A 16,821-nucleotide genomic window follows, 5' to 3' on the forward strand; every position below is an offset into this window, starting at 1 on the left:
GATCTTTTTTATCCCTTTGTGCAATCCGCCGAGAGCGCCGAGAATCGCTGCTTTACTGCCTTGTTTGAACATGGAGCGTGATGATCATGCGGCATCCGGTGCGTACCGAACTCTGGGCCATCCTGCGGCTGGCGGGGCCGTTGATTGCCTCGCAGTTGGCGCACATGCTGATGGTGCTCACCGACACCCTCATGATGGCGCGCCTGAGCCCCGAAGCCCTGGCCGGCGGCGGGCTCGGGGCGGCCACCTACTCGTTCGTGTCGATCTTCTGCATCGGCGTGATCGCCGCAGTCGGCACCCTGGTCGCGATCCGCCAGGGCGCAGGCGATGTCGAAGGCGCCACCCGGTTGACCCAAGCCGGGTTATGGCTGGCTTGGTTGATGGCGTTGATGGCCGGGTTGCTGCTGTGGAACCTCAAGCCGGTGCTGCTGATGTTTGGCCAGACCGAAACCAACGTGCTGTCCGCCGGACAGTTCCTGCTGGCGCTGCCATTCGCCCTGCCCGGCTACTTGAGCTTCATGGCCCTGCGCGGTTTCACCAGCGCCATCGGCCGGGCCACACCGGTCATGGTGATCAGTCTCGGCGGCACGGTGGCCAACTTCCTGCTCAACTACGCGCTCATCACCGGTATGTTCGGCCTGCCGAAACTCGGCTTGATGGGGATCGGCCTGGTCACGGCCATCGTCGCCAACTGCATGGCCCTGGCGCTGGCCTGGCATATTCATCGGCACCCGGCCTACCGCGCCTATCCATTGCTCGACGGCCTGTCGCGGCCCAATCGCCAATACCTCAAGGAACTGTGGCGCCTGGGCCTGCCGATTGGCGGCACCTACGCGGTGGAGGTCGGGCTGTTTGCGTTCGCCGCGCTGTGCATCGGCACCATGGGCAGCACGCCGTTGGCTGCCCACCAGATCGCGCTGCAAATCGTCTCGGTGGCGTTCATGGTGCCGGCCGGTATGTCCTACGCCATCACCATGCGCATCGGCCAGCACTATGGTGCCGGGCAACTGCTGATGGCGCGCCTGGCCGGTCGGGTTGGAATTGGCTTTGGCGCGGCCGTCATGCTGACGTTCGCCATGGTGTTCTGGTTGCTGCCCGATCAATTGATCGGCTTGTTCCTGGACCACGACGACCCGGCGTTTCGCGAGGTCATCAACCTGGCCGTCAGCCTGCTCGCGGTGGCGGCGTGGTTCGAACTGTTCGATGGCACGCAAACCATCGCCATGGGCTGCATTCGCGGCCTCAAGGACGCCAAGACCACCTTTCTGGTCGGCCTGGGTTGCTATTGGCTGGTCGGCGCGCCGGCGGCGTGGTGGATGGCCTTCCATCTGAACTGGGGGCCGACCGGCGTCTGGTGGGGCCTCGCCCTGGGGCTGGCCTGCGCGGCCGTGAGCCTGACGCTGGCGTTTGAATGGAAGATGACGCGGATGATTCGCAGTGAACCTGGGCTGAAGCGTTTGGAAAGCATCCAAGCCGACTGAGCTTCCCTATGTGTGGGGCTTGCTCGCGAAGGCGGTGTATCAGTCAGAAATATATCGACTGACCCACCGCCTTCGCGAGCAAGCCCGCTCCCACAGGGTTTTGAGTCAGCTGATTTCCAGCATCGACTGCTGATCACCCTCGAACGTCAAGTACTCAACCAACTCCGGCAACGGCAACGGCTTGCTGATCAGGAAACCCTGCACCTGGTCGCAACCGAAACCGCGTAGCAGGTCCAGTTGCTCCCGGGTTTCCACACCTTCGGCCACCACTTCCAGATTGAGGTTGTGCGCCAGGTTGATCATGGCGTGCACCAGTTTTCGGTTCTCTTCGCGCCGTTCCATGCCGCCGACGAAGCTCTTGTCGATCTTGAGCAAGGCGATCGGCAGGCTATTGAGGTGCACGAACGAAGAGAACCCGGTGCCGAAGTCGTCCAGGGAGAAGCGCACCCCCAGGCGACCCAGGGCATCCATGGTCTGCTTGACCATTTCGCTACGGCGCATGACGGCGGTTTCGGTGAGTTCAAACTCCAGCCATTGCGCCTCGACACCCCGCTCGGCAATCAGCCGGCTCAAGGTCGGCAATAACTGGCTGTCCTGGAACTGTCGGAACGACAGGTTGACCGCCATGTGCAACGGCGCCAGCCCCCGCTCGCGCAGGGCCTGCATGTCCCGCAGTGCCCGGGAAATCACCCAGTAGCCCAGCGGCACGATCAGGCCGCTCTGTTCGGCCAGCGGCACGAACTCACTCGGCGGCAGTAAGCCACGTTCGCCGTGACGCCAGCGTACCAGCGCTTCGAGGCCAACAATGTGGCCGCCATCGAGGTTCAGCCGTGGCTGGTAATGCAGCTCCAGCTCGTCGCGGCGCAATGCCCGGCGCAGTTCGCTTTCCAGGTCGGCGAGGCTGCGGGCGTTGCGATTGATGCGCTCGTTGAAGATATGAAAGGTACAACCCTGGGTACTCTTGGCCTGCTGCATGGCGATGTGGGCGTGCCACATCAGCGGATCGGCGCCGGCCTGGGCGCGAGCGTGGGCAACGCCCAGGCTGCAGCCAATCAGCAGGCTTTCACCGTCCACCCAATAGGGTTCGGCCAAGGCTTCGGTAATACGCTCGGCCATCCACTCGGCCCGCTGTGGCGCGCGGCGGGTGTCGATCAGCAGGGCGAATTCATCGCTGCCCAACCGCGCCAATTGATCGCCGGCCTCGAGCGAGCTTTTGAGCCGTGACACCACTTGCAGGATCAAGCGGTCACCGGCCTGGTGGCCGAGGGCGTCGTTGGCGTGACGGAAGTTGTCCAGGTCCAGGTGACCGAGCGCCAGGCCACGGCCGTCGTTTTCCGCCAGGCGCGCCGCCAACAGCGTCTGGAAACCCTGGCGATTGGCGATGCCCGTCAATGGGTCCTGTTCGGCGAGGCGCTGCAAGGTGTTTTCCAGCACGCCGCGTTCGCGCACATGGCGCAGGCAACGACGCAGGGTCGCACTGTCGAGGACATCACGCACCAACCAGTCGCTCACGCCGTCGGGGGCAACCGCCGGCTCGTGCTCAAGCAACAGGATCGTCGGCAGGCTGCAACGGCCCGGTGCCGGCTGCAACGCCGCAATGGTCAGTAACACCGCGTTGCGATTATCTTCGAACAGGCTGCTGACTGACTCCCAGCTCGGGGCGCTGATCAACACGACCGAGGGCCCCAAGGGCGCCAGGCACTCGCGCAATATTGCTGACCACGCAGGCTCTTGGGCCAATAACAGCAAACGCAAGGGTTCGACAGGCGTTGACAAGCTGACTCCCTAGACTCTGCAAGGTGGTGGCGCCGGGCATTATGACGTGCCAATGAGCAATGACCAATGCCAATGGTTCTCAAACACGCGGTTTCAGTGGTTTTTTTCCACTCCAAATCCCGCGCAGGACGCAATCGGCCCCACATCCTGCGTGAAAGTAACGGAAGCGGCAAATGACAATGCACTGTGCGTCACAAGTCGGACAGAGCAGCACAATTCTCAGAGCCTGTTAAAATGCCGGCCCATTTCGCAAACGACTCCCTGACTCTGTCATGTCCCGACTCAATCCCCGGCAGCAAGAAGCCGTGAACTATGTCGGCGGCCCTCTTTTGGTGCTCGCCGGTGCAGGCTCCGGCAAGACCAGCGTAATCACCCGAAAGATCGCGCACCTGATCCAGAATTGTGGCATCCGCGCCCAGTACATCGTCGCCATGACCTTCACCAACAAGGCCGCCCGGGAAATGAAAGAACGGGTCGGCGGCCTGCTGCGCGCCGGCGAAGGCCGCGGCCTGACGGTCTGCACCTTCCACAACCTGGGCCTGAACATCATCCGCAAGGAACACGCGCGGCTGGGCTACAAACCGGGCTTCTCGATTTTCGACGAGACCGACGTCAAGGCCCTGATGACTGACATCATGCAGAAGGAGTACTCGGGCGACGACGGCGTGGATGAGATCAAGAACATGATCGGCGCCTGGAAAAACGACCTGATCCTGCCGCCACAAGCCCTGGAAAACGCCCGCAACCCCAAGGAACAGACCGCCGCCATCGTCTACACCCACTACCAGCGCACGCTCAAGGCGTTCAACGCGGTGGACTTCGACGACCTGATCCTGTTGCCGGTCAAGCTGTTCCAGGACCACGCCGACATTCTCGAGAAATGGCAGAACAAGGTCCGCTACCTGCTCGTCGACGAATACCAGGACACCAACGCCAGCCAGTATTTGCTGGTGAAGCTGCTGATCGGTACGCGCAACCAGTTCACCGTGGTCGGCGACGACGACCAGTCGATCTATGCCTGGCGCGGCGCGCGGCCGGAAAACCTGATGTTGCTCAAGGAAGACTATCCGTCGCTCAAAGTGGTGATGCTGGAGCAGAACTACCGCTCCACCAGCCGCATCCTGCGCTGCGCCAACGTGTTGATCTCCAACAACCCCCACGAGTTCGAAAAGCAACTGTGGAGCGAGATGGGTCACGGCGACGAGATCCGCGTGATCCGTTGCCGCAACGAGGATGCCGAAGCCGAGCGCGTGGCCATGGAAATCCTCAGCTTGCACCTGCGCACCGACCGGCCGTACAGCGATTTTGCCATCCTGTACCGCGGCAACTACCAGGCCAAGCTGATCGAGCTGAAACTGCAGCATCACCAGATCCCTTATCGCCTGTCGGGGGGCAACAGCTTTTTCGGACGCCAGGAAGTGAAGGACCTGATGGCCTACTTCCGCCTGATCGTGAACCCGGACGATGACAACGCCTTCCTGCGGGTGATCAATGTGCCGCGCCGGGAAATCGGTTCGACCACCCTGGAAAAACTCGGCAACTACGCCACCGAACGCAAAATCTCGATGTACGCCGCCACCGACGAAATCGGCCTGGGCGAGCACCTGGACAGCCGCTTCACCGACCGGCTGGCGCGCTTCAAGCGCTTCATGGATAAGGTCCGCGAACAGTGCGCCGGGGAAGATCCGATTTCTGCGCTGCGCAGCATGGTAATGGACATCGACTACGAGAACTGGCTGCGCACCAACAGTTCCAGCGACAAGGCTGCCGACTACCGCATGAGCAACGTCTGGTTCCTGATCGAGGCGTTGAAGAACACCCTGGAAAAAGACGAAGACGGCGACATGACGGTCGAGGATGCCATCGGCAAACTCGTACTGCGCGACATGCTCGAGCGCCAGCAGGAAGAGGAGGACGGTGCCGAAGGTGTGCAGATGATGACGCTGCACGCCTCCAAGGGCCTGGAATTCCCCTATGTATTCATCATGGGCATGGAAGAAGAAATCCTGCCGCACCGCTCCAGCATCGAGGCCGACACCATCGAGGAAGAACGGCGCCTGGCCTATGTCGGGATTACCCGAGCCCGTCAGACGCTGGCCTTCACCTTCGCCGCCAAGCGCAAGCAATACGGCGAAGTGATCGACTGCGCCCCCAGCCGCTTTCTCGATGAACTGCCGCCGGACGACCTGGCCTGGGAAGGCAACGACGACACGCCGACAGAAGTCAAAGTCGTTCGCGGCAACAGTGCCCTGGCCGATATACGCGCGATGTTGAAGCGTTAGAATCGACTCCTTTTCACCACGCTTTTTACCCAATCCAGACGCCGAAGGCGTCACCAGAGGAGGCTTCATGGAAGCCCTGCACCAGAAAATCCGCGAGCAAGGCATCGTGCTTTCCGATCAGGTCCTGAAAGTCGACGCGTTCCTGAACCATCAGATCGACCCGCAGTTGATGAAGCTGATCGGCGACGAATTTGCCGCGTTGTTCAAGGACTCGGGCATCACCAAGATCGTCACCATCGAAGCCTCAGGGATTGCCCCGGCGATCATGACCGGGCTGAACCTGGGCGTACCGGTGATCTTCGCCCGCAAGCAACAGTCCCTGACCCTGACGGAAAACCTGCTGTCGGCCACCGTGTATTCGTTCACCAAGAAAACCGAAAGCACCGTCGCCATCAGCCCGCGGCACCTGACCAGCAGCGACCGGGTGCTGATCATCGATGACTTCCTGGCCAACGGCAAAGCCTCCCAGGCGCTGATCTCCATCATCAAGCAGGCCGGCGCGACCGTCGCCGGGCTGGGGATCGTGATTGAGAAGTCATTCCAGGGCGGTCGCGCGGAACTCGATGCCCAGGGCTACCGGGTTGAATCGTTGGCGCGGGTGCAGTCGCTGGCCGGTGGGGTTGTGACCTTCATCGACTGATCACTCATTCAACCCTGTGGGAGCGAGCCTGCTCGCGATAGCGGTCTGTCAGACACATTGGCGTAACAGACACTCCGCTATCGCGAGCAGGCTCGCTCCCACAGTGGAATGTGCACGCCGTTATGGCGCAGTCGCCTTGAGCCCCGCCAGCAGCAACCGCTGGCCCAACTCCTCCTTCAGCCCCTCAGGGCTGGCCAGCTGCATCCGCTCCAGGTGCCCGGCAAACTCCCAGGGCTCCGGCGCATCCAGGGCGGCCTTGCCCAGTTCCAGGATCTCGGTGAGCTTGAACTTGCTCTTGAGCCAGTTCAGTGCCCGCAGCAGGTCCCGCTCGACCTCATCGAAATCACACCCCAGCGGGTATTCGGGAAACAGAGCCGGATGCCGCGCCTGGATCGCCTGCAAGCGTTCCGATGTGTTGTCGGCGAACCGCGGATCGAGACGGAAGTTCTTCGGCAGCTTGCCGGCGCTTTGCGCCTGCTCGATCAGCCCGGGCTGGAAGCGTGAATCGCTGATATTCAGCAACGCCTCGATCACATCGGCGTCGGTCTTGCCTCGCAGGTCGGCGATGCCGTATTCGGTCACCACGATATCGCGCAAGTGCCGCGGAATCGTGCAATGGCCGTACTCCCAGACGATGTTCGAGCTGATCTCGCCCCCGGCCTCACGCCAACTGCGCAGCAGCAGGATTGAACGTCCGCCCTCCAGCGCATGGCCCTGGGCAACGAAGTTGTACTGCCCGCCCACGCCGCTGAGCACCCGCCCGTCTTCCAACTGATCGGACACTCCGGCCCCCATCAGGGTCATGGTGAAGACCGTGTTGATGAAACGGGCATCGAGGCGCTGCAGGCGCTTGAGTTGCTCCTGGCCGTGCAGCTCGTTGATGTAACTGATGCGGGTCATGTTGAATTCGCGGAGGCGGCTTTGCGGCAACTCGCGCAGGCGCTCGTAAAAACTGCGCGGGCCGAGGAAGAATCCGCCGTGTACGCAGATGCCATCGGGTTGCGCCGCCTCGTCGAGGGTCCCGGCGTTGGCCCGTTCCTGGGTCGGCTCGTCGGGGTAGACCTTGCGCCGGATGATCCCGGCCTCGGCCAGCACCAGCAAACCGTTGACGAACATTTCACTGCAACCGTACAGCCCTTTGGCAAACGGCTCGACCCCACCCTCGCGCTCGATCAGTTGCGCCCACTGGCTAAGGTTCAGGTCCGCCAGCAACGCCTGGTAACCGGCGTTATCAGCCTGACGCGCCAGCAGCGCCGCCGTCAATGCATCGCCCATGGCGCCGATGCCGATCTGCAGCGTCCCGCCATCGCGCACCAGGGTACTGGCGTGCAGGCCGATCAGATGGTCCTGCAAGCCCACCGGCATGTTCGGCGTGGAAAACAACGTGTGGCTGTCCTTCTCGTCGATCAACAGGTCGAAAGTGTCGATGCCGACTTCCGCGTCACCCGGCATGTACGGCAAATCGTTGTGCACCTGGCCGACCAGGAGGATGGTTTCTCCGGCGGCCCGGCGCTTGGCGATCATCGGCAGCAGGTCGAGGGTGATGTCCGGGTTGCAGCTCAGGCTCAGGCGATCCGGATGCTGTGGCTCGCTCGCCACCAATTGCGCCACCAGGTTCAAGCCGGCAGCGTTGATATCCCGGGCCGCGTGGCTGTAGTTGCTGCTGACATAGTTCTGCTGGGCCGACGCGCTGTGCAACAGGCTGCCGGGCTGCATGAAGAACTGCTCGACCCGTATGTTGGGTGGCAGGCTGTCCTGATGCAGGTCGGCCAGGTAATCCAGTTCGGGATAGTCGCCGAAGACTCGTTCGATAAAGGGCTCGAGGAAGCGCTTCTGCAGGCCATCGCCCAGTTTCGGCCGGCCCAGGCTCAGGGCCGTGTAGATGGTCAACTGTCGCTCGGGCAGTTGTGCGATGCGCCGGTACAGCGCGTTGGCGAACAGGTTGGGTTTGCCCAGCCCCAGAGGCATGCCCAGATGAATATGCGCGGGCAAGCGCTCGAGCACGTCATCCACCGCTTGTTCGATTGAACACAACTGCACCATCGCACCCTCCTGGACATTCCATGAATGTGGGTTGGACCGAGCTTGCCGGGTCTTGGTTGCGATGAACAGTGGGTAAAGAAGAAATTTATCAACTATTCAGATACTTGCATCGTTTCTTCATGAATCAACCTCAATTACCCCTTATATCCACTCAGAACTATCCTACGCCACATCCTACAAACACGCTTCAAACAAAGAAACCACCCACACATATAGATCATCAGACCCCACACTAAAATTACGAGCTTCATTCGACTATACCAGCCGCTTCCGATTGATCCCAATTTGATTGGGACTAATATCTATAATTAGAAATTCAGAACAATCTCCACACCGCAAAAGAGCCATGGAAAAAACTTGTCATCCCCAAACAGCTTAAAGCGAGGTTTTCATATGGATAGCTCCTAACGTCAATTGCCCAGCATGCCGACTCGCAACAACTAAACCGCGAATAAGAACGCGGTTCAGCCAAACCCAATAAGGATAATATTGAGGTGTACACATGCAAATTGACTTACAAGCGATTCAGAGCGCCCGGACAAATCTGTTCATTACTAGCGCTCCGATTTCGTCACTGGTAATTCAGGCCTATAGCAATCTGACTGCCGCATCGAGTGGTACTCGCCCCTGCACAAGCTGCTGCACTCAGTGTTGGAACCAATGCTGCTTTGCCACATACGGCTAATCGCTAAAGAGGTGGCCGACTCACTGTCGGCTACCTCCATACTCTTTTGGAACAATCATGACAAAACCTTTAGACTTCCTAAAAGCGCCCGCACTAGCGGACATGATCAAACTTCATACCGACTGTCCTGTCTGGCCGTATCTAGCATACTACATACAACAAAGCAAACAAGCATTTAAAGAAATTAATGGGCTGTCCGACAACGACAAATCGACAATCATTAATGGATTCCTTTGCAATCTAGCCTCCAGAATTACAGCAGCATCAAATAATGTTCTGTTCACTGAACGTGATATTTTTGAAAAAACCGTTCCTCTTGGGAAAATAACAGTTAGAGAACATTATGAAATTCTAAAAAAAACCGCACCTTACCTATTGAATATATTAACGGCCTATCCGGAACTGGATAGGTTATTAGAAAAAATGACAGACAATTTTATCGATCAAAGCTTTCGCCTAGCAAAAAACCTCTGCAACGACAAAAACTCCTTATGCAAAATAGTTAACATTCATCAGTTCCACACCTTGAAGCGATGTGATGTCTCGGAGGGCGAAACTCACAACGGATCCGCAACCGTATGCATATTGACGTTTTGTAACGGCGAACGAATAGTTTACAAGCCAAGAAACCTAGAGCTCGAATGTGCGGCGTCTACATTACTAAAAAATCTATCTGATAGCGCAGGTGAAGACTACGCCGACTGGACAATCCCTAGCTATATTGTTGGTTCAACACATGGATGGACACAGTATGTAGAACAACAGCCAGCCGACTCTGCAGATCACGTGACTCAATTCTATAAGAGGTCCGGTTTTTTACTTGGCTTCTGCACCGTATTTACTGCATCCGACATTACATCTGACAATCTTATCGCCCACGCAAATAGCCCAATCCCTATCGACTTGGAAACAATTTTTTATAACGTTCTTAATACTCCTAGCATACCCAAAGAAATACGATGGAATTCCACTCAGACCAGCATGCTCCCCAATTGGACTTGGAAGGGGACGGATGGGATAGGAGTGGACTTAAGTGCACTAGGAGGATTAAAGGAACAGTACGTAAGTTTAAACTTATATCAACACATAGAAGACAAACAAGGCAACGACAACTTTGGTATGGACGGAGTAAAAATCCTACCGGGAGAAAATGTGCTATATCGGAGTGGCGAGACCGTTAAACCGTGGGAGTATCAGGAGGAAATAATAGAAGGGTTCCAGTATTTTTTTCGCTTGGTAGCCGAGCACAAGGCGTCGATTATCGAAAAAATTAACAACCTCGCAAATCTGCCCTGTAGGTACGTACCTAGAGCGACAGCGACATATCATTACGCCATTCAATGCTCACTTCATGCATCGTTAATGAGCTCCACCGAAAACCGAAGAGCTTTTCTAAAAAAAATACTTGATAACGACACCGCACCGGCCATTGGCTTTTTGGACGCAGAAATACAAGCATGTTTAGATTTAGACATTCCATACGCAAAAAGCCAAGTTGGTAAACTTGAATTCACTGAGCCCTTTTACTCTGGCGAAGGGTATCTGAGTGATATCGATTATCTAGATGGATTATCCAATAGCATCGATTATCTGAAAAACCTATCAGAGGGTAGACAGGCTTTTGAGATCAGCTTAATAAAAAACACGTTGATCGCGATGCAAAACATGTACGAACATGATAAGAACCTCACTGATCATAAATTTCGCCAACATGACTGTCTGGATGAGGTAGACAATCACAGTTTAGGTTCGATACTACACACTGTCCAACAAGCACAAGATAAAAATATCGATTTTATAAAAAATCAGATCACAACCGAATTATCCTCCAATGGTTTATGGCTAGGATTTCACGCGTCACCGGGTGGGTATATAGAATACTCAGAACTAGGTGAAGACTATTATTACGGTTTAACCGGGATCCTCTATGGATGCACCCTGGCCAGTAAATGGGTAGCTATACCACAAGCAGTGATTCGCGCATTACTGGACCAAGTATATATAAGAGTTCACACAAAGCTTACCAACCCAGGCGCCCATCTAGGCGGATTCCACTTTGGTCTTTCGTCTGCGATCTTGCCATTGTATATCAGCCTCTCCTACCATAACGACAAACGATGCGAAGACTTATTACTCGGGTATAAAACTTACCTAAACTCTGTCCTCAATGAAAGTTGGTGGCAAAAATATTTCTGGGGAAATGACCTGCTTTCCGGGACATTTGGAACACTGACGGTGACCACCAAACTTTACGAACTCACCAACGATCCGGTTTTCTCCTCACTAAGCAAAAGACTTTACACCAAAATCGAATCTGAGTTAGGCACCATCAACGGGCGTAGGATAGTAACTTTCGACAAATCCATAACCACTCGCGATGACGGGTTACTCAGCGGCATATCTCACGGCGTTATGGGTTGCGCATATGCAATTTTTTACTTCAATAAAGCCATCATGAACAGCAAATCGACTCACTCGATCTTCTTAGATTTATTAAACTGGGAATTGTCTGAGTTCGATGTCGACATTGAAAACTGGAAAGACTACCGCAGAAGGTCTATTGACTCCTCACTTGGGGAGTTTGCTTGGAGCCATGGCCTACCTGGAAATTACCTAGCACTCCATTACTTCGCCTCCGAAGGCGTTGAGGACGCAGCCAATTTTTTAGCGAGGTATCCTACCGATAAAATATTTTCTTACGAAAATTTACTCAAGCGAAAACGCCCCATTAATGACTCTCTTTGTCATGGAGCATATGGGCTATTGAATTTAATAAAAAAATTAAATCCAGACACCCCACCTGATCATCGAATTTATATCTGGGCCAACGTACTAAATCTGGCAGAACATGATGTCCGCGAGTTAAGAACCAGATCGGCCGACCCTTTGGGTTTGTGGGTGGGGAAGGTAGGCTCACTACTGGGATCAATAGGGGTACTTAATAATGACTTTGAATTTCCATTTCTCGCCCACGAGATGAAGCACATATAACAATGATTTCAAATCTGAGGATAATTTTAATGGGGATGGCCGTTGCATTTACCAGCATCGCTTCCCCATATTTAATAGGCATGACAATCAACTCTTACACTAATTACGGAGAAATTAATAAGCTCGTTATTTTTGCGATCTGCTTGTTCATCGTAATGAGTCCATGCGCGAGATTAGCGTCAAACCTATACACCCAAAAACTTTCTGCACTTACTCGAAAACGGCTGAAATCCAGGCTAACAAACGTGATAATTCCCAATATGACTATTTCAAGCTATGGCGAAGCAATCGATTTGATCGACGGTGATGTGGAAGGCGCAATCTACTTGTATCACAACATTTACCTGGACATCACCCTAAACCTCGGAATCCTTCTACCCTCTCTCTTTATCATTTTCTCCTACAACTCCCTGATCATCATCGCACCACTGGCTGCAATTTTGTACATCATCATAATTAAATTATTTTTCCGAAAGTTATATTTACGTTCACATGAGGAATACGTCGAGACAAACACCCATCTAATTTGCAGTATCAGCACAGCGAAAAGTAGTGTTCCACGGTCAAACTTCGATGACCTTCAAAAAAACTGCAATACGATCAGGCTTCTTTCATTATTTGCTAAAGGCAAAATATCACTTCTTGAATTTTTCTCTAACCTCCATTATTTGCTTGGTATCATTTTATTATTTTACCTTGGATCTAGCCTTACCACTGAAGGCACGTTGCCTATCGGTGATTTCGTTTCAGCAGCTATCTATTTAGAGCGGGTGCTTCTGCCGACAGCCTCGCTCATCAGCATCTATTATGCTACCAGCGAGGCGCGCTATCGTCGGAAGCGGATTAACCAATGCCTGCAGGGAACGCTTGATGAGTAATATCCTAAGACGACACTTAACAATACTAACATTTGTCATCCTGTGCCTTATCTTATCGGTCGGTTGTCAACTGCTCATACCGCATATTATTTCGGAGGGAATATCAAAAATAGCTGATACGACTTACATCATGAACCTATTACAGAGCCTAGTATTTATTTTTATCGCAAAAGGCGTTTTGCAAGGAATCACAGATAGCCTTAACACCTACATTGAAACAACGTTGCGAATGGACCTAATCAAATACATTTATGAAAACCACAACCACACAACATACGGTGCTTTCATGACACGTATAACAGAGGATGCAGAACGTATAGCAGCAGCGATATCGAGTTCTCTTTACTTTCTTGGCTCTACTCTGTTGGCGCTGTCCACCTCTTATTTACTTATAGTCGAAACCCCTTACTTTCTATTACCTTTATCAATTATTTGGTCGATTACAGCATACCAATTAAAAAAACACTCATCAGCTACCGCCAGGTGCTACAAAACTGAAATAAATAAAGAAGAGCAGTATAAGCTGTCAACTCTAAAGCTAATCGAGCACTTTAGATCCATTTCGCGCAATGACATGCATGCGCGATACTATTTACACCTTGACGAAGCGATAGCGGCCCGCTATGAGTATCAAAAACTAAATTTGCTAATCTGCTTTGCCCCTGAATTCTTGATTGCCACCACCACTGTATTAATCATTGTATTTATTGCAATCGCCTCTCCCGAATTTTTTGGATCAAAATACATTTACTACCTTGGGTACTTAGGACTATTCTCAATGGCAAGTCGTCACTCCCTTGAAACTGCACTCTCTTTGATAGGGGTCAATGAATCCGTAAAACGAGTTTTCAAAGGTACAAAACATGAATAATTTTTATCTACGGGAAGTCCGCATAAAGCCCGGAGTCAGTACTCGCCCTTGTTTACGTAATTTATTTCCGATCACCTTTTCTCATCGTATAACAATAGTTATAGGTGAAAATGGGTGCGGAAAATCTACATTGCTAGAGGGCATTGCTGTCAAATTGGGATGCAATCCTGAGGGAGGAGGAAAGAACTTCATATTTAAAACAGAAGACACTCATTCTGACCTTCATCAAAAACTAATACTGTCGAAGGGACACATCAAGGAAAAAGACCTATTTTTTTATAGGGCAGAAACTTTCTATAATCTGAACACAGAAATCCGGCGCCTGGATGAAGAACGGAGTTTTGGACCTGAGATAAAGACTTATTATGGTGGCCAAGACTTACACACCATTTCTCACGGGGAAGCCATGGAAAAACTTTTTCAATGCAGATTCAATAATAAAGGGCTTTATATTCTCGACGAGCCTGAAGCTTCTTTATCCCCACAACGGCAGCTGGCTTTCATTCTGCGAATCTTTGAACTTGCCAACCAAGGAGCGCAGTTTATTATTGCAACCCATTCACCAATAATCATGTCAATGCCGGGATGCGAGCTACTTGAGATAGCTGATGGGACACTCAATAAAATACAACCGACTGAAACAAGCGCCTATAGCATCTATAAGTCGGTCTTGAATTCGTCAGGTGATTTTTTAAGAAAGCTGGTCTTTGCCAAGGAAGATAATTGAATGTGTTCGTGTTCAAATTCAGCCAGCCAAAAGCGGACCTTACGGCCCGCTTTAAACCTGATTGATTTTTTAAAGACCAGACATCTCTTTGATGGCGCCCTTGAGCTCTTCATCCGAGCAATCGGCGCAGGTGCCTTTTGGCGGCATGGCGTTGATGCCGGTAATGGCCTTGGCCAGGATGCCGTCGAGGCCGCCCTGGTGATCGGCGCGCTCTTTCCAGGCTGCCGTGTCACCGATTTTCGGCGCACCCAGCAGGCCGGGACCGTGGCAAGCATTGCAATGTTTGGCAATGATATCTTTCGACGCCTTGGCACCGCCAGCGCCGCCCGCGGCAGTGGCAACCTCCATACCTTTGCATTCTTTCCCCTGGACGCAGACCTGGCCAACGGGTTCGAGGCGCTTGGCGATTTCGTCGGTGGTCGCCGCTTGGGCACTGACTGCCCATAGGGCCAATACGGTTGCTGGTGCAGCCAGCATTTTCATAATTAGGTTCACGCGTACACCCTCAATGGTGGCTAGTCACGCCTGCGGCCACGGTTTGCAGGCGGGCGCAAGTATAGCGGTAAGCCCGTCACACTGAAACAACCCCAAAGTCGCAAGGGTCTTGTTTGCAGTGACAACGCATTCCCTGGGCGCCTTTGCCGTGCGGGGCCGGCGCCGTTTTTTCTAGAAATTGGCCGGTGTGGCTGCGCTGATCAGTCGCGCCGGCACGTCGAACGGATTACGGAAACGGTGGGGCTTGGTGCTTTCGAAATAGTAGCTGTCGCCAGCCTCGAGCACGAAGGTTTCGACGCCAACTACCAATTCCAGCCGCCCTTCCACCAGGATTCCGGTTTCCTCGCCCTCATGGGTGAGCATCTCTTCACCGGTATCGGCACCCGGCGGATAGATCTCGTTGAGGAAGGCGATCGCCCGGCTCGGATGCGCCCGGCCCACCAGCTTCATGGTCACGGCACCGTCGGAGATGTCGATCAGTTCGTTGGCTTTGTAGACGATCTGGGTCGGTTTCTCCTGAAGAATTTCCTCGGAGAAAAACTCGACCATGGACATGGGAATCCCGCCAAGGACCTTGCGCAGCGAGCTGATCGAGGGGCTGACGCTGTTCTTCTCGATCATCGAAATAGTGCTGTTGGTGACGCCCGCGCGCTTGGCGAGTTCACGCTGGGAAAGGCCTTTGAGTTTACGAATGGATTGCAGTCGTTCACCGACGTCCAATGCTGGAGCCTCCAGGGAATCAGGTTGTGAGGAAAGTGACCGTTATCATGGCGACAGCGTTCAGTATTTACAACACTTTGACCCGAATCCTGTGCGGTGAAGCGACTTTCGGTCGTTGGCGCCGTGCATCAATGCCCGGAATAGAGCCGTGGCACCCGCCGCAGGTTGCAGAAAATCTGATAGGGGATCGTGTCGGCGGCCTTGGCAACGTCGCTGGCAAGGATGTGCTTGCCCCACAACTCAACGGTCGAGCCGAGCCCGGCCTGGGGGACATCGGTCAAGTCGACACACAGCATGTCCATCGACACGCGTCCGACCAGTTGGCTGCGCTGCCCATCCACCAGCACCGGTGTACCGGTGGGCGCCTGGCGTGGGTAGCCGTCGGCATACCCCATGGCGACCACGCCGACCCGGGTCGGTTGCGTGGTCATAAAACGGGCACCGTAGCCCACCGGTTCGCCGGCGGGCAATTCGCGCACGCTGATGATCTTCGACTCCAGGGTCATCACCGCTTGCAGGCGCGAGGCGGCGGCGTTGGGCTCATCAAAGGGCGTGGCCCCGTAGAGCATGATGCCAGGGCGTACCCAGTCGCTGGGTATCTGCGGCCACCCCAGCACGGCGGGTGAGTTTCGCAGGCTGATCTGCGCCACCAGGCCCTGGCGGGCTTTGTCGAAGGTCGCCAGTTGCTCGGTGCTGCTGGGGTCGTGCAGTTCATCGGCACGGGCGAAGTGGCTCATCAAGACGATCTTCGCCACTTTGCCGCTGGCCAGCAGGCGACGGTAGGCCGCCTGGTAATCCGCCGGATGCAGGCCGACCCGGTGCATGCCGGAATCGAGCTTGAGCCAGACAGTGATCGGCTGGCTCAGCGCGGCTTTTTCAATCGCTTCGAGCTGCCACAACGAATGCACCACGCACCAGAAATCATGCTCGACGATCAACGGCAGCTCACTGACCTCGAAAAAACCCTCCAGCAGCAGGATCGGCCCACGGATCCCGGCGGCCCGCAGTTCCAAGGCCTCTTCGATGCAGGCAACGGCGAACCCGTCCGCCGCGTCCTGCAGCGCCTCGGCGCAACGCACTGCGCCGTGCCCATAGGCGTCGGCCTTGATCACCGCAAGGGCCTTGGCCCCCGTGACTTCGCGGGCCAATTGGTAGTTGTGACGCAGGGCTTGGAGATCGATCAGGGCACGGGCAGGACGCATGGCGGCGGACTTCTAGGCGGTCATGAATAA

12 protein-coding genes are annotated in these 16,821 nt (G+C 54.6%); 7 read left to right on the forward strand and 5 right to left on the reverse strand.

Annotated elements, in window-relative coordinates; genetic code table 11:
- Window positions 1–86: 86 nt before the first annotated feature.
- Window positions 87–1,481, forward strand: coding sequence for a NorM family multidrug efflux MATE transporter (locus tag AACY42_RS12300; protein WP_339479721.1), 1,395 nt, complete (start codon window positions 87–89; stop codon window positions 1,479–1,481).
- 105 nt (window positions 1,482–1,586) lie between these two features.
- Here AACY42_RS12300 and AACY42_RS12305 read toward each other — a convergent pair whose 3' ends face one another.
- Complete coding sequence (locus AACY42_RS12305; RefSeq protein WP_339479614.1) at window positions 1,587–3,257, reverse strand: putative bifunctional diguanylate cyclase/phosphodiesterase; 1,671 nt, start codon at window positions 3,255–3,257, stop codon at window positions 1,587–1,589.
- A 272-nt stretch (window positions 3,258–3,529) separates the two neighbouring features.
- Here AACY42_RS12305 and rep point away from each other — a divergent pair, with 272 nt between their 5' ends.
- Window positions 3,530–5,539: a DNA helicase Rep gene (gene rep, locus AACY42_RS12310; protein WP_339479615.1), complete on the forward strand. Its 2,010-nt coding sequence runs from the start codon at window positions 3,530–3,532 to the stop codon at window positions 5,537–5,539.
- A 67-nt stretch (window positions 5,540–5,606) separates the two neighbouring features.
- Window positions 5,607–6,179, forward strand: a complete 573-nt coding sequence (locus tag AACY42_RS12315) for a xanthine phosphoribosyltransferase (RefSeq protein ID WP_014340844.1) — start codon at window positions 5,607–5,609, stop codon at window positions 6,177–6,179.
- Between the two features lie 120 nt (window positions 6,180–6,299).
- Here the strand turns inward: AACY42_RS12315 and AACY42_RS12320 are convergent, their stop codons facing one another.
- A complete protein-coding gene (locus AACY42_RS12320; protein ID WP_339479616.1) occupies window positions 6,300–8,222 on the reverse strand; it encodes an acetyl-CoA hydrolase/transferase C-terminal domain-containing protein in 1,923 nt (640 codons plus the stop codon).
- Window positions 8,223–8,964: 742 nt separating this feature from the next.
- Between AACY42_RS12320 and lanM the strand changes: the two genes are divergently transcribed.
- The 4 genes from lanM to AACY42_RS12340 all read left to right on the forward strand — a co-directional run bounded on the left by lanM (window position 8,965) and on the right by AACY42_RS12340 (window position 14,374).
- The gene (lanM, locus tag AACY42_RS12325; RefSeq protein WP_339479617.1) at window positions 8,965–11,898 is read left to right on the forward strand and encodes a type 2 lanthipeptide synthetase LanM; all 2,934 of its coding nucleotides are present in this window, start codon (window positions 8,965–8,967) and stop codon (window positions 11,896–11,898) included.
- Between the two features lie 260 nt (window positions 11,899–12,158).
- Entirely contained in the window at window positions 12,159–12,776 is a 618-nt protein-coding gene (locus AACY42_RS12330; protein WP_339479618.1) for a hypothetical protein, read from the forward strand.
- On the forward strand, window positions 12,769–13,647 hold the full coding sequence (locus AACY42_RS12335) for a hypothetical protein (protein ID WP_339479619.1): 879 nt from the start codon (window positions 12,769–12,771) through the stop codon (window positions 13,645–13,647). The genes AACY42_RS12330 and AACY42_RS12335 overlap by 8 nt, the downstream gene beginning before the upstream one ends.
- Window positions 13,640–14,374, forward strand: coding sequence for an AAA family ATPase (locus tag AACY42_RS12340; protein ID WP_339479620.1), 735 nt, complete (start codon window positions 13,640–13,642; stop codon window positions 14,372–14,374). The genes AACY42_RS12335 and AACY42_RS12340 overlap by 8 nt, the downstream gene beginning before the upstream one ends.
- A 69-nt stretch (window positions 14,375–14,443) precedes the next feature.
- Here the strand turns inward: AACY42_RS12340 and AACY42_RS12345 are convergent, their stop codons facing one another.
- The 3 genes from AACY42_RS12345 to alr all read right to left on the reverse strand — a co-directional run bounded on the left by AACY42_RS12345 (window position 14,444) and on the right by alr (window position 16,791).
- A complete protein-coding gene (locus tag AACY42_RS12345; RefSeq protein WP_339479723.1) occupies window positions 14,444–14,857 on the reverse strand; it encodes a c-type cytochrome in 414 nt (137 codons plus the stop codon).
- Window positions 14,858–15,040: 183 nt separating this feature from the next.
- Window positions 15,041–15,589 carry a cupin domain-containing protein gene (locus tag AACY42_RS12350; protein WP_003206841.1) on the reverse strand — a complete coding sequence of 183 codons (549 nt, stop codon included), beginning with the start codon at window positions 15,587–15,589 and terminating at the stop codon, window positions 15,041–15,043.
- A 128-nt stretch (window positions 15,590–15,717) separates the two neighbouring features.
- Complete coding sequence (gene alr / locus AACY42_RS12355; protein ID WP_339479621.1) at window positions 15,718–16,791, reverse strand: alanine racemase; 1,074 nt, start codon at window positions 16,789–16,791, stop codon at window positions 15,718–15,720.
- Between the last annotated feature and the right edge of the window lie 30 nt (window positions 16,792–16,821).

Source organism: Pseudomonas sp. RL_5y_Pfl2_73 (assembly GCF_963970515.1).
GTDB lineage: Bacteria > Pseudomonadota > Gammaproteobacteria > Pseudomonadales > Pseudomonadaceae > Aquipseudomonas.